Raw genomic sequence first — 17,604 nt, forward strand, 5'->3', positions numbered from 1 at the left:
CGGGCGGGGCGGGGCCGGCATCAGGCCCCGCCCTCCGCCAGACGCCCCCGCAGCCGGTCCACGAAGACCCGCTGCCCCTTCACCAGCCGCACCGCCGCCTCCTCGGGCGTGCACCAGGCGAACCGGTCCATCTCCGGGAACTCCCGCAGCGTCCCCGACTTCCGGGGCCACTCCATCGCGAACGTGCCCGGCACCGCGCTCGCCGGATCGGCATCGCCCTCCACCGCCCACACGGTCACCGTCTTCCCGCTGGGCTGCCGGGCCTCGCCGAGATCCACCCACGCACCGTCCGGCGCCGGATGCCCGAACTCCTCCTCGAACTCCCGGCGCGCCGCAGCCCTCGGCTCCTCGTCGGGGCCGTACTCGCCCTTGGGCACCGACCAGGCGGCCTCCTCGCGCCCCGTCCAGAACGGCCCGCCCATGTGGCCGATGAACACTTCGAGGCCGCGCCCGGCACCGGTGCGGAACAGCAGGAGGCCCGCGCTGCGGCGGGCGGTCTTCTTGGCCGTCATACCGCCAAGTGTGCGCGGCAACCGGCCGCCGGGGCCTGTCCGGCGGATCCTCGCGGGCCACGAAGGTCCGCCGGACAGGTCCTAGACCTTGCGGTAGTCGTACGCCTCCGAGGCCGCCGCTGCCACCGCGTCGAGGTCCCCGCCCGCCGACGCCGTGACCACCGCGGCCACCGCGCCCTCCACGAACGGGGCGTCCACCAGCCGCGTCCCGGCCGGGAGTTCGTCGCCCTCGGCGAGCATCGCCTTCACCGTGAGGACCGCGCTCCCCAGATCGACCAGGACGGCGACCCCCGCCCCGCCGTCCACCGCCCGGGCGGCCTTTGCGATCAGCTCCGCGCTCGTCCCGAGCCCGCCCGCCCCGGTGCCGCCCGCCGCGGCCACCGGAGCCGTCGCCCCGCCCGCCGCCAGCCCCCGGGCCAGCTCCGCCACGGACTCGGCCACCGCCCCGCTGTGCGAGACCAGCACGATGCCCACCTGCGCGCTCACTCCGCGCCCCCGTCCGCCTCCGCCAGCGCCGCGATCAGCAGCGCCGCCGAGGTCGCCCCCGGGTCCTGATGCCCCTCGCTCCGCTCGCCCAGATAGCTCGCCCGCCCCTTGCGCGCCCGGAGCGGCACGGTCGCCTCCGCACCCGCGGCCGCCGCGTCCCGGCCCGCCGCGAACGAGGTTCCCAGCGCCTCCACGCCCGGCAGCAGCGCGTCGAGCATCGTCTTGTCACCGGCCTGCGCCCCGCCCAGCTGCGCCACCGCGGCGACGCCCTCGCCGAGCGCCCGCGCCAGATCGGCGGGGGACACGGCGGCGGCGTCGCCCAGCGCCTTGCCCGTACGCCGCAGCAGCGTCCCGTACAGCGGGCCCGAGGCGCCGCCGACCGTCGAGATCAGCTGCCGTCCGGCCAGGGCCAGCACGGCCCCCGGCGTCCGCGGCGGCTCCTTCGCCAGGGCCGCCGAGACCGCGGCGAACCCGCGCTGGAGATTGCTGCCGTGATCGGCGTCCCCGATCGCGGAGTCCAGCTCGGTCAGACGCGCCGCCTCACGGTCGACCAGACCGGCGGTCGCGGTCATCCAGCGGTGGAAGAAATCGGCGTCGAGCACTTGATCTCCTAGGTCCGTCACGCGGATCAGCGTCCCCAGCGCAGCGCCGGCGTCTCGACCGGCGCGTCCCACAGCCGCAACAGCTCCTCGTCCACCTGGCACAGCGTCACCGAGCAGCCCGCCATGTCGAGCGAGGTCACGTAGTTGCCCACGAGCGTACGGGCGACCACCACGCCCCGTTCCCGCAGTACCCGGTGCACCTCGGCGCCGAACCCGTACAGCTCCAGCAGCGGGGTCGCGCCCATGCCGTTGACCAGGGCGAGGACCGGGCCGCTGGGCCGCAGGTCGTCCAGGACCGCGTTCACGGCGAAGTCCGCGATCTCCCCGGAGGTCATCATCGCCCGCCGCTCCCGGCCCGGTTCGCCGTGGATGCCGATGCCCAGTTCCAGCTCGCCCGCGGGCAGATCGAAGGTGGGGAGCCCTTCGCGGGCGTCGTGACGGAGCTGAGGGCCACGCCGAAGCTGCGCGAGGACTCGTCCACCCGGCGGGCGATCGCGGCCACCCGGTCCAGCGGGGCGCCCTCGTCGGCCGCCGCGCCCGCGATCTTCTCCACGAACAGGGTGGCCCCCGTGCCCCGGCGCCCGGCGGTGTAGAGGCTGTCGGTCACCGCGACGTCGTCGTCCACGAGCACCTGCTCGACGCGCAGCCCCTCCTCCTCGGCGAGCTCGGCCGCCATCTCGAAGTTGAGGACGTCCCCGGTGTAGTTCTTGACGACGAAGAGCACGCCCTCGCCGCTGTCCACGGCGGCCGCCGCCCGCACCATCTGGTCCGGCACCGGAGAGGTGAACACCTCGCCCGGACACGCCGCCGACAGCATTCCGGGCCCGACGAACCCGGCGTGCAGCGGCTCGTGCCCCGACCCGCCACCGGAGACCAGGGCCACCTTCCCGGCCACGGGCGCGTCCCGGCGTACGACGACCCGGTTCTCCACGTCCACGGTCAGCTCGGGATGGGAGGCGGCGATCCCGCGCAACGCGTCGGCCACCACGGTTTCGGGAACGTTGATCAGCATGCGCAACGGAATCTCCCAGGAGAGCTGTCGGACCCGGACGGCGTGAACCGTTCCCACCGTAGGCCGTGATCGCGCCGCTGCGAAGACGGCGGGGCTACGCTGTCGCCGTCCGCCGCGCCCCGCGCCCCCTCCCGCAGGAACAGGTGACCGGATTTGCTGTACATCGCGCTGCTCCGAGGGCTGAACGTGCCGGGCCGCTCCGTGAAGATGGAGCGGCTGCGCGGACTCTTCACGGAGCTGGGTCTCGCCTCCGTACGCAGCTACATCCAGAGCGGCAACGTCTTCTTCGAGTCCGACGAGACCGACCGGGCCGCCCTCGCCGCCCGTATCGGCGACCACCTCGCCGGGGCCCTCGGCTACGACGTCGCGGTCTGCCTGCGCACGGTCCCCGAGCTGGAGGAGCTGATCGCGCTCGACCCGTTCAAGGACGTCACCGTCACCGACGACATCCGCTGCTGCGTCGTGTTCACGACCGAGCGCATCCCGTCGGATCTGGACCTGCCGATGCTCTCCCCGAAGAAGGACATGGAGATCATCGGCCACACCGACTACGACGCGTTCGTCGTCTGGCACCTCATCAACGGCAAGGCACCGGCCGCCAAGGGCTTCCAGGAAGGCGTCCTGGGCCGCGACGCGACCACCCGCTTCTTCCACACCGTCGCGAAGATCCTGGCCGCGGCCAGGAAGGGAACCGCCTAGGCCCGGTCGATGTGCACGCTGGTCGACTTCACCCGGGCGGTGGCCTGCACCCCGACCTCCAGGCCCAGTTCCTCCACGGCCTCCCGGGTCAGCAGGGACACCAGCCGGTGCGGTCCGGCCTGGATCTCGACCTGCGCGGCCACATCGCCCAGCTTCACGGCGGTGACGATGCCCGCGAACGCGTTGCGCGCGGAGGTGTACGAGACCTCCTCGTCGCCCGCTCCGCTCTGCGCGACCTCCACGGAGAAGGCCGCCAGGTCGCGGCCGTCGATGAGGCGGCGGCCGCCCTCGTCGCGGTGGGTCGCGACGCGCCCCGCGTCGGCCCAGCGCCGGGCGGTGTCGGGGCTGACACCCAGGAGCCGGGCCGCCTGCCCGATCGTGTACGACTGCATGCGCCGTACCCTAACCGGCGCCCCGCCCCGCACGGCCGGGTGGACCAGCCGAGATGAGGAATCCGGGCCCGCGTCCTAGGGTGCGAACCATGGCAGACAGCGCGGGGGACCGGGGTTCCGACGGGCACGACACGCCCGATCCGCGACGGTGGCGCGCGCTTGCCGTCTGCCTGGTCGCCGGGTTCATGACCCTCCTGGACGTCTCGATCGTCAACGTCGCGCTCCCCTCCATCAAGGAGGGGCTGCACACCCCGGAGTCCGACCTGCAATGGGTCCTCTCCGGTTACGCGCTGGCCTTCGGCCTGTTCCTCATCCCGGCCGGACGGCTCGGCGACGCCCGCGGCCGGCGCGCCGTGTTCATGGCGGGGCTCACGCTCTTCACGCTGTCCTCCGCGGCCTGCGGGGCCGCCCAGTCCAGCATGTGGCTGGTGATCGCCCGACTGGTCCAGGGGCTCGCCGGCGGCATGGTCTCGCCGCAGATCTCCGCTCTCATCCAGCAGATGTTCCAGGGCCGCGAGCGCGGTCGCGCCTTCGGCATGTTCGGCACGGTGGTCGGCATCTCCACCGCCGTCGGCCCGCTCCTCGGCGGCCTGCTGATCCAGGCGGCCGGAGCCGAGGAGGGCTGGCGCTGGGTCTTCTACGTCAACCTGCCGCTGGGGCTCGTCTGCCTCCTGCTGGCCCGCCGCCTGCTGCCCGACACCCCGTCGGCCGGCCCGGTCCGGCTGCGGGACCTCGACCCGCTCGGCGTGCTGCTGCTCGGCACCGGGGTCCTGGCCCTGCTGCTGCCCTTCGTCCAGTCCCGCCAGTGGCCCGGCGACGAGAAGTGGCTGCTGCTGATCCTGGCCGTGGCGCTGCTCGGCGCGTTCGTCGGCTGGGAGTCCCGGTGCGGCCGGCGCGGCACCCAGCCGGTCGTGGACCTCCGGCTCTTCAAGGTGCGCTCGTACTGGCTTGGCTGCCTGCTCATCCTGCTGTACTTCGCCGGATTCACCTCGATCTTCTTCATCACCACGCTCTACCTCCAGAGCGGCCTGCACTACACCGCCCTCCAGGCCGGTCTGGCGATCACCCCCTTCGCCCTCGGCTCCGCCGTCGCCGCGAGCCCCGGTGGCCGGCTCGTCGGACGCTTCGGCCGTCCCCTCGTCGTCGTCGGCCTGGCCGCCGTGGCCATCGGGCTCGGGGCCACCGCGCTCGCCGTCCACCTGGTGCCCGGCCGGGGTGCCGGCTGGGCGATGGCGGCCCCGCTGCTCTTCGCGGGGCTCGGCAGCGGCCTGGTCATCGCCCCCAACCAGACCCTGACGCTCTCCGAGGTGCCGGTGGCCACCGCGGGCAGCGCCGGCGGCACGCTCCAGACCGGGCAGCGCGTCGGCTCCGCGATCGGGATCGCCGCCGTCGGAGCGGTGTTCTTCGCCCAGGTCGGCGGGGACGGCTGGTCCGACGCGTACGACCACGGGCTCATCGTCTCCGTCGCCTTCGTCGTCGGCGCCCTGCTCGTCGCCATCGCCGACGTGGGCGGCGGCCGACGGGGCAGACGGCGTACACAGCACTCCCCACCCGCAGCCGCCTCCTGAGGAGAACGCGATGAACGACTCCGCCGGCACCGACGGCAACAGCTCGTACGGTCACAAGCCCTTCAAGCGCTCCCGCAGCCACTTCGCGGACCGCGTCACCGCCGACGGCCGCGACGGCTGGCCCGTCGAGGCGGGCCGCTACCGGCTCGTCGCCAGCCGGGCCTGCCCCTGGGCCAGCCGCGCCCTGGTCTCCCGCCGGCTGCTCGGCCTGGAGGACGCGCTCTCGCTCGCCGTCGCCGACCCGCTCCAGGACGACCGCAGCTGGCGCTTCACGCTCGACCCGGATGGCCGGGACCCGGTGCTCGGCATCCGCTACCTCAGCGAGGCGTACGACGCCCGCGAGCGCGACTACCCGGGCGGCGTCAGCGTCCCGGCGATCGTCGACGTACCCAGCGGGAAGCTGGTCACCAACGACTACCAGCAGATCACCCTGGACCTCGCCACCGAGTGGACCGCCCTGCACCGCCCCGGCGCGCCCGACCTCTACCCCGAGCCGCTGCGCGCGGAGATCGACGAGGTCATGGAGGGCATCTACCGGGACGTCAACAACGGGGTGTACCGCGCCGGGTTCGCGGACGGCCAGGACACCTACGAGGAGGCGTACGAGGCGCTGTTCCGCCGCCTTGAGCAGATGTCCGAGCGGCTCGCGGACCGGCGCTACCTCGTCGGGGACACCATCACCGAGGCCGACATCCGGTTCTTCACCACCCTGGTCCGCTTCGACGCCGTCTACCACGGCCACTTCAAGTGCAACCGCCGGAAGCTCTCCGAGGACCCGGTGCTGTGGGCGTACGCCAGGGACCTCTACCAGACCCCCGGGTTCGGGGACACGGTCGACTTCCACCACATCAAGCAGCACTACTACCGGGTGCACACCGGCATCAACCCGACCGGCATCGTGCCCGCGGGCCCCGACCTCTCCGGCTGGCTGACCCCGCACCACCGCGAACAGCTCGGCGGCCGCCCCTTCGGCGACGGCACCCCGCCCGGACCCGTGCCGGAGAACGAGGCGATCCCCACCGCCCACCAGCCCTAGGGCGTGATCCCGCCGTGTGTGGCGGGGTCCTGTCGAGTCCGCCCCGCTCACGAGATATCTTGATGTCAAGCAATGTTGCAGACGTGGAGCGGAGCACAGGGTGACTGACTCGACCATCATCTATACACACACCGACGAGGCCCCGGCCCTGGCGACGTATTCGTTCCTGCCCGTGATCGAGGCGTACGCCTCCAAGGCCGGTGTCACCGTCGAGAGCCGGGACATCTCCCTGGCGGGCCGGATCATCGCCGGCTTCCCCGAGCGCCTCCGCGAGGACCAGCGCATCGACGACGCTCTCGCCGAGCTCGGCGAGCTGGCCACCACCCCGGGCGCCAACATCATCAAGCTGCCGAACATCTCGGCCTCCATCCCGCAGCTGAAGGCCGCGATCGCCGAGCTCCAGGCCCAGGGCTACGCCCTCCCGGACTACCCGGACGACCCGAAGACCGACGAGGACAAGGACGTCCGCGCCCGTTACGACAAGGTCAAGGGCAGCGCCGTCAACCCGGTCCTGCGCGAGGGCAACTCCGACCGCCGCGCCCCCGCGTCGGTCAAGAACTACGCCAAGACCCACCCGCACCGCATGGGCGCCTGGACCGCCGACTCGAAGACCAACGTCGCCACCATGGGCGTCGACGACTTCCGTTCCACCGAGAAGTCCGCGGTCATCGCCGAGGCCGGCAACCTGCGCATCGAGCTCGCCGGTGACGACGGCACCACCACCGTCCTGCGCGAGTCCGTCCCGGTCCTCGCGGGCGAGGTCGTGGACGCGTCCGTCATGCGCGTCGCCGCCCTGCGCGAGTTCATCACCGCCCAGATCGCCCGCGCCAAGGCCGAGGGCGTCCTGTTCTCCGTGCACCTCAAGGCCACGATGATGAAGGTCTCCGACCCGATCATCTTCGGCCACGTCGTACGCGCCTTCTTCCCGAAGACCTTCGCCGAGTACGGTGACGTGCTCGCCGCGGCCGGCCTGACCCCGAACGACGGTCTGGGCGGCATCCTCAAGGGCCTGGAGGCCCTGCCCGAGGGCGCGAAGATCAAGGAGTCCTTCGAGGCCGAGCTGGCCGAGGGCCCGGCCCTCGCCATGGTCGACTCCGACAAGGGCATCACCAACCTGCACGTCCCCAGCGACGTCATCGTCGACGCCTCCATGCCGGCCATGATCCGCACCTCCGGCCACATGTGGGGCCCGGACGGCAACGAGGCCGACACCATCGCCGTCCTGCCGGACAGCAGCTACGCCGGTGTCTACCAGGTCGTCATCGACGACTGCCGCGCCAACGGCGCCTTCGACCCGGCCACGATGGGCTCCGTGCCCAACGTCGGCCTCATGGCGCAGAAGGCCGAGGAGTACGGCAGCCACGACAAGACCTTCGAGATCCCCGCCACCGGCACCGTCCGCGTCGTGGACGCGGCCGGCAACGCCGTCCTGGAGCAGGCCGTCGGCGCCGGCGACATCTTCCGCATGTGCCAGACCAAGGACCTGCCGATCCAGGACTGGGTCAAGCTCGCCGTCACCCGCGCCCGCGCGACCGGCAGCCCGGCCGTCTTCTGGCTCGACGCGGACCGCGCGCACGACGCGAAGCTCATCGAGAAGGTCCGGACGTACCTCGCCGAGCACGACACCGAGGGCCTCCGGATCGAGATCATGACCCCGCAGGAGGCCACCGCCTTCTCCCTGGAGCGCATCCGCCGCGGCGAGGACACCATCTCCGTCACCGGCAACGTGCTCCGCGACTACCTGACGGACCTCTTCCCGATCCTGGAGCTCGGCACCAGCGCGAAGATGCTCTCCGTCGTCCCGCTGATGAACGGCGGCGGCCTCTTCGAGACGGGCGCCGGCGGCTCCGCGCCGAAGCACGTGCAGCAGCTCGTCAAGGAGGACTACCTGCGCTGGGACAGCCTGGGCGAGTTCCTGGCCCTCGCCGTCAGCTTCGAGCACCTCGCGCAGACCACGGGCAACGCCCGCGCCCAGGTCCTCGCCGACACGCTGGACCGGGCCACGGCCACGTTCCTCAACGAGGACAAGTCGCCCTCCCGCCGCCTCGGTGGCATCGACAACCGCGGCAGCCACTTCTACCTGTCCCTCTACTGGGCCCAGGAGCTGGCGCAGCAGAACGCCGACGCCGAGCTCGCCGCCGCGTTCGCCCCGCTCGCCAAGACGCTGGCCGAGCAGGAGCAGACGATCGTGGACGAGCTGATCGCGGTCCAGGGCAAGCCGGCCGACATCGGCGGCTACTACCAGCCCGACCCGGCCAAGGCCGCGGCCGTCATGCGCCCGTCCGCGACGTTCAACCAGGCGATCGCGAGCCTCGCCTGACCCGAAGGTCACCCGACGCCCCGGCCGGCCTCCGCCGCGCCGGGGCGTCGGCGTGTCCGGGGCAAGGCGTTCACCCCCCTGACGGGTGAATGTCGCGGCCCGGCGGGTGCCGGGCCGCGCGACGGACCCGCTTCGCTGGTTTGCTGCATCCGGTAACACGGATGCACAAGCGAAGGAGCGGCCCCGTGACGACGACGGGCACACCAGGTACGGCCGAGGACGAGGAGTCGTACTCCAACGAGCTGCCGGTGCGCAGCAGGGAGCCCGGCAACGTCGTCATCAAGTGGGCGACCACCACCGACCACAAGACGATCGGCACGCTCTACCTGGTCACCTCGTTCGCGTTCTTCCTCGGCGGCGGGCTGCTCGCCCTGTTCATGCGCGCCGAACTGGCCCGGCCGGGCATGCAGATCATGTCGAACGAGCAGTACAACCAGGCGTTCACGATGCACGGCACGATCATGCTGCTGATGTTCGCGACGCCCCTGTTCGCCGGCTTCACGAACTGGATCATGCCACTCCAGATCGGCGCGCCCGACGTGGCGTTCCCCCGGCTGAACATGTTCGCCTACTGGCTCTACCTGTTCGGCTCGCTCATCGCGGTGGCCGGCTTCCTCACGCCGAACGGCGCCGCCGACTTCGGCTGGTTCGCCTACTCGCCGCTGACCGACGTGGTCCGCTCGCCCGGCATCGGCGGCGACCTGTGGATCATGGGCCTGGCCTTCTCCGGGTTCGGCACGATTCTCGGCTCGGTCAACTTCGTCACCACGATCATCTGCATGCGCGCCCCCGGCATGACGATGTTCCGGATGCCGATCTTCGTCTGGAACGTCCTGCTGACCGCCGTGCTGGTGCTGCTGGCGTTCCCGGTCCTCGCCGGGGCGCTCCTGGCGCTCGAGGCGGACCGCAAGTTCGGTGCCCATGTCTTCGACGCGGCCAACGGCGGCGCCTTGCTGTGGCAACACCTCTTCTGGTTCTTCGGCCATCCGGAGGTGTACATCATCGCCCTGCCGTTCTTCGGCATCGTCACCGAGATCATCCCGGTCTTCAGCCGCAAGCCGATCTTCGGCTACATCGGCCTGGTGGGAGCGACGACCGCCATCGCCGGGCTCTCGATCACGGTGTGGGCGCACCACATGTACGTCACCGGCGGTGTGCTCCTGCCGTTCTTCTCCTTCATGACGTTCCTCATCGCGGTGCCCACCGGGGTGAAGTTCTTCAACTGGATCGGCACGATGTGGCGGGGCTCGCTCTCCTTCGAGACCCCGATGCTCTGGTCCGTCGGCTTCCTCGTCACGTTCCTCTTCGGCGGCCTGACCGGGGTGATCCTGGCCTCGCCGCCGCTCGACTTCCACGTCTCGGACTCGTACTTCGTGGTGGCGCACTTCCACTACGTCGTCTTCGGCACCGTCGTCTTCGCGATGTTCGCCGGGTTCCACTTCTGGTGGCCGAAGTTCACCGGGAAGCTGCTGGACGAGCGGCTCGGCAAGATCACCTTCTGGACGCTGTTCGTGGGCTTCCACGGCACGTTCCTGGTGCAGCACTGGCTGGGCGCGGAGGGCATGCCCCGCCGGTACGCGGACTACCTCGCCGCGGATGGCTTCACCGCGCTGAACACCATCTCGACCATCGCCTCCTTCCTGCTCGGCCTGTCGATGCTGCCCTTCATCTACAACGTCTGGAAGACCGCCAAGTACGGCAAGAAGATCGAGGTGGACGACCCGTGGGGCTACGGCCGTTCGCTGGAGTGGGCGACCTCCTGCCCGCCGCCCCGGCACAACTTCGTCACCCTGCCCCGTATCCGCTCCGAGTCCCCGGCCTTCGACCTCCACCACCCCGCCGTACGGGAGCTGGAGGAGGCCGCGACCCGGCCCCACACCGCCATGACGGTGGCACCGGGGGACAAGCAGGAGTGAGCGGCGAGAAGAGGCGGCCACCGGCCGACGCGGACGCCGAGAGCGCCCGGGGACTGGCCCAGATGGAGGGCTACCTGCTGTGGAACGCCGAGGTCGAGCAGGCACGCAGGCTCGCCCGCCGTTTCACCGACCAACTGCCCTGGCTCACCACCGCCCAGCGGGAGGACGTGGAGCGGGTCTACACCGCCGAGCGGACCGCCGAATCCCGGGCGGTGCTGACCCGGATCGCCGCCCGCGCCCTGCAACTGCGCGGCGAGTACACCGACCGCTACCGCAGGCTGCGCGCCCGCTGTGTCGCCGCCGCCGTGGTCTGCGCGGGCGCGGCGGGCGGCGCCTGCGGCGTGGTCGGCTACCTGGCCAGGTGAGCCGGCGCGGTCGTCCGTTCTGCCGTCCCAGCAGGCGCACTCGCCGCCCGGTCGTGAAGATGAGAGGTGACGGGCGCGTGTGACGGGGCAGGCGAACGGACGACCGTGCAGACCCCCAGAAGGGACGATCACTGTGGCACGACCCAGGATTCTCGTAGTCGGAGCCGGTTTCGCCGGGGTCGAGTGCGTACGCCGTCTGGAGCGGGGGCTGCGGCCCGGAGAAGCGGACGTCTCGCTCGTCGCCCCGTTCTCGTACCAGCTCTACCTGCCCCTGCTGCCCCAGGTGGCGTCCGGTGTGCTGACCCCGCAGTCCGTCGCGCTCTCGCTGCGCCGCAGCAGCCGCCACCGCACCCGGATCATTCCCGGCGGGGCCATCGGCGTGGACCCCGAGGCGAAGGTGTGCGTGATCCGCAAGATCACCGACGAGATCGTCAACGAACGGTACGACCACCTCGTCCTCAGCCCCGGCAGCGTCACCCGGACCTTCGACATCCCCGGGCTCCTCGACCACGCCCGCGGCATGAAGACGCTGGCCGAGGCGGCCTACGTACGCGACCACGTCATCGCGCAGCTCGACCTCGCGGACGCCAGCGACGACGAGGAGGAGCGGGCGTCCCGGCTCCAGTTCGTCGTGGTCGGCGGTGGTTACGCCGGCACCGAGACCGCGGCCTGCCTCCAGCGGCTCACCACCAGCGCGCTGCGGCACTACCCCCGCCTCGACCCGAAGCTCGTCAAGTGGCACCTGATCGACATCGCCCCGAAGCTCATGCCCGAGCTGGGCGACAAGCTGGGTGCCAGCGCCCTCAAGGTGCTGCGCGACCGGGGCATCGAGGTGTCGCTCGGCGTGTCCGTCGCCGAGGCCGGGCCCGACACCGTGACGTTCACCGACGGCCGGGTGCTGCCCTGCCGGACGCTGATCTGGACCGCCGGGGTCGCCGCCAGCCCGCTGGTCGGCACCTTCGACGCGGAGACCGTGAAGGGCCGGCTCGCCGTCACGCCCGAGATGGTGCTGCCGGGCCACGACGGCATCTTCGCGCTCGGCGACGTGGCCGCCGTGCCCGACCTGGCCAAGGGCGACGGCGCGATCTGCCCGCCCACCGCGCAGCACGCGCAGCGCCAGGGCCGCAAGCTCGCCGACAACCTCCTCGCGAAGCTCCGCAACCAGCCGCTCCAGCCGTACGTCCACAAGGACCTGGGGCTCGTCGTGGACCTCGGCGGGAAGGATGCCGTGTCCAAGCCCCTCGGCATCGAGATGCACGGCATCAGCGCCCAGGCGGTGGCGCGCGGCTACCACTGGTCGGCGCTGCGCACCAACGTGGCCAAGGCCCGCGTCATGGCGAACTGGCTGATCAACGCCACCGCCGGTGACGACTTCGTCCGCACCGGCTTCCAGATGCGCAAACCGGCGACGCTGCGGGACTTTGAATACACCGACAGCTACCTGACCCCGGAGCAGGTCCGGAAGCACACCGCCGCCCTCCACACCCGGATGTGACCGGAAGCGGCGGGCGGCGGCGGCCGCTCAGACCGCCGGGCCGGAGCCCCGGAACGCGTTGAGGATCTCCTCGGCGGCCAGCGTCGCCGGGAGCGTCCCCTCCCGTACCCGGCGCTCCAGGTCCGGCGCCACCGCCCGCACGCCGGGGTGGCCGCGCAGGCTCTCCAGGAGTTCGTCGCGCACCATCGTCCAGGCCCAGTCCACCTGCTGCTCGCTGCGCTTGGCGGCGAGCCGGCCGGTCGACTCCAGCAGTGCCCGGTGCTGTTCCAGCCGCTCCCACAGCGTGTCGAGACCGGTCGACTCGCGGGCGCTGCACGTCAGGACCGGCGGGGTCCACGCCGCGTCCGCCGGGTGCATCAGCCGCAGCGCGCCCGCGAGTTCACGGGCGGCGGCCCGCGCGTCGCGCTCGTGCGGGCCGTCCGCCTTGTTGACGGCGATGGCGTCCGCGAGTTCCAGGACGCCCTTCTTGATGCCCTGCAACTGGTCACCCGTACGCGCCAGGGTCAGCAGCAGGAACGTGTCGACCATATTGGCGACCGCGGTCTCCGACTGGCCGACACCGACGGTCTCCACCAGCACCACGTCGTAGCCCGCCGCCTCCATCACCACGACGGACTCGCGGGTCGCCTTCGCCACCCCGCCCAGCGTGCCGGCGGTGGGGAGGGGCGCACGAAGGCGTTCGGGTCCACCGCCAGCCGCTCCATCCGGGTCTTGTCGCCCAGGATGGAACCGCCCGTCCGGCTGGACGACGGGTCGACCGCCAGCACGGCGACCCGGTGCCCGAGGCCGGTGAGCATGGTGCCGAGCGCGTCGATGAACGTCGACTTGCCGACCCCGGGCACGCCGCTGATGCCGACGCGCCGGGCGTGGCCCGAGTGCGGCAGCAGTCGCCGCAGCAGCTCCTGGGCGAGCGCCCGGTGGTCGGGGCGGGTGGACTCGACGAGGGTGATGGCGCGCGCGATGTGCGCGCGCTTCCCGTCGAGCACGCCCTTCACATAACTGTCGAGATCGATCCTCGGGGCCATCGGTCAGCGGCTCACAGCTCGTGGCCGAGCGCGGACCCGAGCCGCGTCACCAGGTCGTGGGCCGCCTCCGGGATCACGGTCCCGGGCGGGAACACGGCTGCGGCTCCCGCCTCCAGGAGCGCGTCCACGTCCTGCGGCGGAATCACCCCGCCCACCACGATCATGATGTCCTCGCGCCCCTCGGCGGCCAGCTCCTCGCGGAGCGCGGGGACGAGGGTGAGGTGGCCGGCGGCCAGGGACGAGACGCCCACGATGTGCACGTCCGCCTCGACCGCCTGCCGGGCGACCTCGCCCGGGGTCTGGAAGAGCGGGCCGACGTCCACGTCGAAGCCGAGGTCGGCGAAGGCGGTCGCGATCACCTTCTGGCCCCGGTCGTGCCCGTCCTGGCCCATCTTGGCGACCAGGATGCGCGGACGCCGACCCTCGGCCTCCTCGAACGCGTCGACCAGCGCGCGGGTGCGGTCCACGGACGGCGACTCCCCTGCCTCGTTGCGGTACACACCGGAGATCGTACGGATCTGGCCCGCGTGGCGGCCATAGACCTTCTCCAGGGCGTCCGAGATCTCGCCCACGGTCGCCATCGCGCGCGCCGCGTCCACGGCGAGGGCCAGCAGATTGCCCTCCAGGCCGGGGCCCGGATCGCGCTCGGCGGCGGCGGTCAGCGCGCGCAGCGCGTCCTGGCACGCCTGTTCGTCGCGTTCCTCGCGCAGTCGGCGCAGCTTCTCGATCTGCTGGGCGCGGACGGAGGTGTTGTCGACCTTGAGGACGTCGATCTGCTCGTCGGTCTCGACGCGGTATTTGTTGACGCCGATGACGGGCTGGCGGCCGGAGTCGATGCGGGCCTGGGTGCGGGCGGCGGCCTCCTCGATGCGGAGCTTGGGAATGCCGGCGTCGATGGCCTTGGCCATGCCGCCTGCGGCCTCGACCTCCTCGATGTGCTGCCAGGCCCGCCGCGCCAGGTCGTACGTCAGCTTCTCCACGTACGCGCTGCCGCCCCACGGATCGATGACCCGCCCGGTCCCGGACTCCTGCTGAAGGAGGAGCTGGGTGTTGCGGGCGATGCGGGCGGAGAAGTCGGTGGGCAGGGCCAGCGCCTCATCCAGGGCATTGGTGTGCAGCGACTGGGTGTGGCCCTGCGTGGCGGCCATCGCCTCCACACAGGTGCGGGTGACGTTGTTGAAGACGTCCTGCGCGGTCAGCGACCACCCCGAGGTCTGCGAGTGGGTGCGCAGGGAGAGTGATTTGGCGTTCTTCGGGTCGAACTGCTGCACGAGCTTGGCCCAGAGCAGGCGGGCGGCGCGCAGTTTCGCGATCTCCATGAAGAAGTTCATGCCGATCGCCCAGAAGAAGGACAACCGTGGGGCGAACGCGTCGACGTCGAGCCCCGCGTTCTGCCCCGCGCGCAGGTACTCGACGCCGTCGGCCAGGGTGTAGGCCAGCTCCAGATCGGCCGTCGCCCCGGCCTCCTGGATGTGGTAGCCGGAGATGGAGATCGAGTTGTAGCGCGGCATCTTCTGCGAGGTGTACGAGAAGATGTCGGAGATGATCCGCATCGACGGCTTCGGCGGATAGATATAGGTGTTGCGGACCATGAACTCCTTCAGAATGTCGTTCTGAATGGTCCCGGCCAGCTTCTCGGGCGGTACGCCCTGTTCCTCGGCGGCGACGATGTACAGCGCGAGGACCGGCAGCACGGCCCCGTTCATCGTCATCGAGACGGACATCCGGTCGAGCGGGATGCCGTCGAAGAGCTGGCGCATGTCGTAGATCGAGTCGATCGCCACGCCCGCCATGCCGACATCGCCCGTCACGCGGGGGTGGTCGCTGTCGTACCCGCGGTGCGTGGGCAGGTCGAAGGCGACCGAAAGGCCCTTCTGGCCCGCCGCCAGGTTGCGCCGGTAGAAGGCGTTGGACTCCTCGGCCGTCGAGAAACCCGCGTACTGCCGGATCGTCCACGGCTGGTTCACGTACATCGTCGGATACGGGCCCCGCAGATACGGCGCGATCCCCGGGTACGTGCCGAGGAAGTCCAGGCCCTCCACGTCGTGCCCGGTGTACAGCGGCTTGACCGCGATGCCTTCCGGGGTCTCCCACAGCAGGTCGCCCGCCGAGCTGCCGGAGGATTCCTTGACCGCGGCGCGCCACTGGTCCTCGGTGACCTCGGGGGCGCTGCCCGGCCCGAGCCCGATGTCGGAGAAGTCGGGGATACGCATTACGCCACACCCATCCGGTCGAGAAGGGAAGAGAGCACGGCCACCGCGTCGCAGCCGGCGAAGACGTACTCGTCCACACCGTCGTACGCGCCGGGCCGCCCCGCCAGGTACACGCGCCGCGCGCCCGCCGCGACCAGCGCCGCGGCGACCTCCGCCGCCTGTTCGGCGTAGAGCGCGTCGCTGGAGCACAGACACGCCACGTCCGCCCCCGAGGCGGCGAACGCCTCGGCCGCCGTCGACGCGTCCACCCGCACCGGCTCGTGCACCGGCTCGACGCCGCCCGCCTGGAAGAGGTTCGCCGCGAAGGAGACCCGCGCGGTGTGCACCGCCGCCGGGCCCAGCGCGGCGATGAACACGCGCGGCCTGCTCCCGGTCGCCGCGAGATGGGCGTCCGAGCGGACCCGCAGCGCTTCGAACGCCTCGTCGCGCCGGACGACCGGAAGGCCGCCCCGGGCCGGGGCCGCCGGGAACGGCTCGCGCTCCACCGGTCGTTCGGTCAGCAGCGGGAACTCGCTCACCCCGGTCACCGGCTCCTTGCGCCGCGCCAGGTCCTTGCTGCGCGCCGCCCAGGTCGCCGCGATCCGCTCCTCGACAAGACCCGAGCCCAGCGCGGCCGCCTGACCGCCCGCCCGCTCGATCTCCTGGAAGAACGCCCAGGCCGCCTCGGCGAGTTCGTCGGTCAGTCGCTCCACGTACCAGGACCCGCCCGCCGGGTCGATGACCCGGGCCAGGTGCGACTCCTCGAGGAGGATCGTGGAGGTGTTACGGGCGATGCGCCTGGCGAACGCGTCGGGCAGGCCCAGCGCGTGGTCGAACGGCAGCACGGTCACCGCGTCCGCCCCGCCGACGCCCGCACCGAGGCTGGCGAGCGTGGTCCGCAGCATGTTCACCCACGGGTCGCGCCGCGTCATCATGACCGGCGACGTCACCGCGTGCTGCCGCTGCGCCCCGGCGCCGGGAGCCCCGCAGACCTCGGCGACCCGCGCCCACAGCCGGCGTGCCGCCCGCATCTTGGCGATCGTCAGGAACTGGTCGGCGGTGGCCGCGTACCTGAACTCCAGCTGCGCGCACGCCGCTTCGACGCCGAGCCCGGCGTCGGTCAGCGCCCGCAGATAGGCGACGCCCGTCGCCAGCGAGGCGCCCAGCTCCTGGGCAGCCGAGCCGCCCGCCTCGTGGTACGGCATCGCGTCCACGACGACCGCGCGCAGGCCCGGGTACTCCTCGGCGCACCGGCGCGCCCAGCGGACGGCCTCCGTCAGGTCGGGCTCGCCGCCCTCGCGCGCGGCCCGCCCCAGCGGATCGGCGCCGAGGCTGCCCCGTACCTCCCCGGCCGGGACACCGCGCTCGGCGTGCAGCCGCAGCAACTCGGTTGCCGCGGCATCAAGTTCCGCGCCCGGATCCAGGACGATCGGCGCCAGGTCGAGCAGGACGCCGTCGAGTGCCCGGTCCAGACCGGAGACCGGCACGCCGTCGTCGCCTCCCACGGCCAGCCACAACGAGGTGACGCCGTTCTCCAGATCCGCGAGCACGGCCTCGTTGAGCCGGGCGGGATCGGTGAACGCGTGCCGCTGGCGTACGCCCCAGCCGCCCGCCGTTGACCCTTCCGGCTTGCTGCCGCGGGTGAACGGGGCGAAGCCCGGGAGACCGGCATCGGGCGCGTCGTCGCGCGAGGTGTAGAGGGGCCGGGTGATGAGCCCGTCCTCCACCGTGGTGGACAGTGCTTCCTCGGCGGCCGGTCCCGACACGTCCTTGCCCGATTTGCGCAGCACACCTTCGACAAGGCTCTGCCACTGCTCATGGGCGGGGTCAGGGAATCCGGCGGCCAGCGGAAGCCCGTCAGCAGGCTGGACCGTCATGGCCCAGATGCTAGGGCAGCTCCCGGGGAGGAGCAGTGCGTCGGCCTGTGACCTTGCCCTCCCCCAGCGCACTTGATCCTTTACGTACTGTCGCGTAGCCGAGAGAG

13 protein-coding genes and 2 pseudogenes are annotated in these 17,604 nt (G+C 71.8%); 7 read left to right on the plus strand and 8 right to left on the minus strand.

From position 1 onward, the window contains the following. Positions 1 to 20: 20 nt before the first annotated feature. The 4 genes and pseudogenes from NEH16_RS29180 to dhaK form a co-directional block, all read right to left on the minus strand. Entirely contained in the window at positions 21 to 512 is a 492-nt protein-coding gene (locus NEH16_RS29180; RefSeq protein ID WP_265545965.1) for an NUDIX domain-containing protein, read from the minus strand. Positions 513 to 593: 81 nt separating this feature from the next. Continuing rightward, a complete protein-coding gene (locus tag NEH16_RS29185) occupies positions 594 to 998 on the minus strand; it encodes a PTS-dependent dihydroxyacetone kinase phosphotransferase subunit DhaM (RefSeq protein WP_265545966.1) in 405 nt (134 codons plus the stop codon). Beyond that, entirely contained in the window at positions 995 to 1,600 is a 606-nt protein-coding gene (gene dhaL, locus NEH16_RS29190) for a dihydroxyacetone kinase subunit DhaL (protein ID WP_265545968.1), read from the minus strand. The genes NEH16_RS29185 and dhaL overlap by 4 nt, the downstream gene beginning before the upstream one ends. Before the next feature lie 26 nt (positions 1,601 to 1,626). Further along, positions 1,627 to 2,618 (minus strand): annotated as a pseudogene (gene dhaK, locus NEH16_RS29195) (dihydroxyacetone kinase subunit DhaK). Between the two features lie 147 nt (positions 2,619 to 2,765). Here dhaK and NEH16_RS29200 point away from each other — a divergent pair. Next, positions 2,766 to 3,311 carry a DUF1697 domain-containing protein gene (locus NEH16_RS29200; RefSeq protein ID WP_265545969.1) on the plus strand — a complete coding sequence of 182 codons (546 nt, stop codon included), beginning with the start codon at positions 2,766 to 2,768 and terminating at the stop codon, positions 3,309 to 3,311. Here NEH16_RS29200 and NEH16_RS29205 read toward each other — a convergent pair. Next, positions 3,308 to 3,703, minus strand: coding sequence for a TOBE domain-containing protein (locus NEH16_RS29205; RefSeq protein ID WP_265545970.1), 396 nt, complete (start codon positions 3,701 to 3,703; stop codon positions 3,308 to 3,310). The genes NEH16_RS29200 and NEH16_RS29205 overlap by 4 nt on opposite strands. 89 nt (positions 3,704 to 3,792) lie before the next feature. Between NEH16_RS29205 and NEH16_RS29210 the strand changes: the two genes are divergently transcribed. The 6 genes from NEH16_RS29210 to NEH16_RS29235 all read left to right on the plus strand — a co-directional run bounded on the left by NEH16_RS29210 (position 3,793) and on the right by NEH16_RS29235 (position 12,403). Next, the gene (locus NEH16_RS29210) at positions 3,793 to 5,271 is read left to right on the plus strand and encodes an MFS transporter (protein ID WP_265545972.1); all 1,479 of its coding nucleotides are present in this window, start codon (positions 3,793 to 3,795) and stop codon (positions 5,269 to 5,271) included. A 10-nt stretch (positions 5,272 to 5,281) separates the two neighbouring features. Further along, positions 5,282 to 6,307, plus strand: coding sequence for a glutathione S-transferase family protein (locus NEH16_RS29215; RefSeq protein ID WP_265545974.1), 1,026 nt, complete (start codon positions 5,282 to 5,284; stop codon positions 6,305 to 6,307). A 100-nt stretch (positions 6,308 to 6,407) separates the two neighbouring features. Then, the gene (locus NEH16_RS29220) at positions 6,408 to 8,627 is read left to right on the plus strand and encodes an NADP-dependent isocitrate dehydrogenase (protein ID WP_073969814.1); all 2,220 of its coding nucleotides are present in this window, start codon (positions 6,408 to 6,410) and stop codon (positions 8,625 to 8,627) included. Positions 8,628 to 8,812: 185 nt separating this feature from the next. Next, on the plus strand, positions 8,813 to 10,543 hold the full coding sequence (gene ctaD, locus NEH16_RS29225) for an aa3-type cytochrome oxidase subunit I (RefSeq protein ID WP_265545976.1): 1,731 nt from the start codon (positions 8,813 to 8,815) through the stop codon (positions 10,541 to 10,543). Next, a complete protein-coding gene (locus tag NEH16_RS29230) occupies positions 10,540 to 10,908 on the plus strand; it encodes a hypothetical protein (RefSeq protein ID WP_265545977.1) in 369 nt (122 codons plus the stop codon). The genes ctaD and NEH16_RS29230 overlap by 4 nt, the downstream gene beginning before the upstream one ends. A 133-nt stretch (positions 10,909 to 11,041) precedes the next feature. After that, a complete protein-coding gene (locus tag NEH16_RS29235) occupies positions 11,042 to 12,403 on the plus strand; it encodes an NAD(P)/FAD-dependent oxidoreductase (protein WP_265545979.1) in 1,362 nt (453 codons plus the stop codon). A gap of 213 nt (positions 12,404 to 12,616) precedes the next feature. On the opposite strand, the pseudogene meaB reads toward NEH16_RS29235, so the two are convergent. The 3 genes and pseudogenes from meaB to mutA form a co-directional block, all read right to left on the minus strand. Beyond that, positions 12,617 to 13,428 (minus strand): annotated as a pseudogene (meaB, locus tag NEH16_RS29240) (methylmalonyl Co-A mutase-associated GTPase MeaB); the annotation flags it as partial. A gap of 11 nt (positions 13,429 to 13,439) precedes the next feature. After that, a complete protein-coding gene (gene scpA / locus NEH16_RS29245; protein ID WP_265545981.1) occupies positions 13,440 to 15,641 on the minus strand; it encodes a methylmalonyl-CoA mutase in 2,202 nt (733 codons plus the stop codon). Beyond that, entirely contained in the window at positions 15,641 to 17,497 is a 1,857-nt protein-coding gene (gene mutA / locus NEH16_RS29250) for a methylmalonyl-CoA mutase small subunit (protein ID WP_265545983.1), read from the minus strand. Before mutA ends, scpA begins: the two co-directional genes overlap by 1 nt. Between the last annotated feature and the right edge of the window lie 107 nt (positions 17,498 to 17,604).

Source organism: Streptomyces drozdowiczii (genome assembly GCF_026167665.1).
GTDB lineage: Bacteria > Actinomycetota > Actinomycetes > Streptomycetales > Streptomycetaceae > Streptomyces > Streptomyces drozdowiczii_A.

Excerpts from the sequence above, each read along its gene's own strand:
- NEH16_RS29180 (WP_265545965.1), bottom strand. The coding sequence starts at position 512 with ATGACGGCCAAGAAGACCGCCCGCCGCAGCGCGGGCCTCCTGCTGTTC.
- NEH16_RS29205 (WP_265545970.1), bottom strand. The coding sequence starts at position 3,703 with ATGCAGTCGTACACGATCGGGCAGGCGGCCCGGCTCCTGGGTGTCAGC.
- NEH16_RS29210 (WP_265545972.1), top strand. The coding sequence starts at position 3,793 with ATGGCAGACAGCGCGGGGGACCGGGGTTCCGACGGGCACGACACGCCC.
- NEH16_RS29215 (WP_265545974.1), top strand. The coding sequence starts at position 5,282 with ATGAACGACTCCGCCGGCACCGACGGCAACAGCTCGTACGGTCACAAG.
- scpA (WP_265545981.1), bottom strand. The coding sequence starts at position 15,641 with ATGCGTATCCCCGACTTCTCCGACATCGGGCTCGGGCCGGGCAGCGCC.
- mutA (WP_265545983.1), bottom strand. The coding sequence starts at position 17,497 with ATGACGGTCCAGCCTGCTGACGGGCTTCCGCTGGCCGCCGGATTCCCT.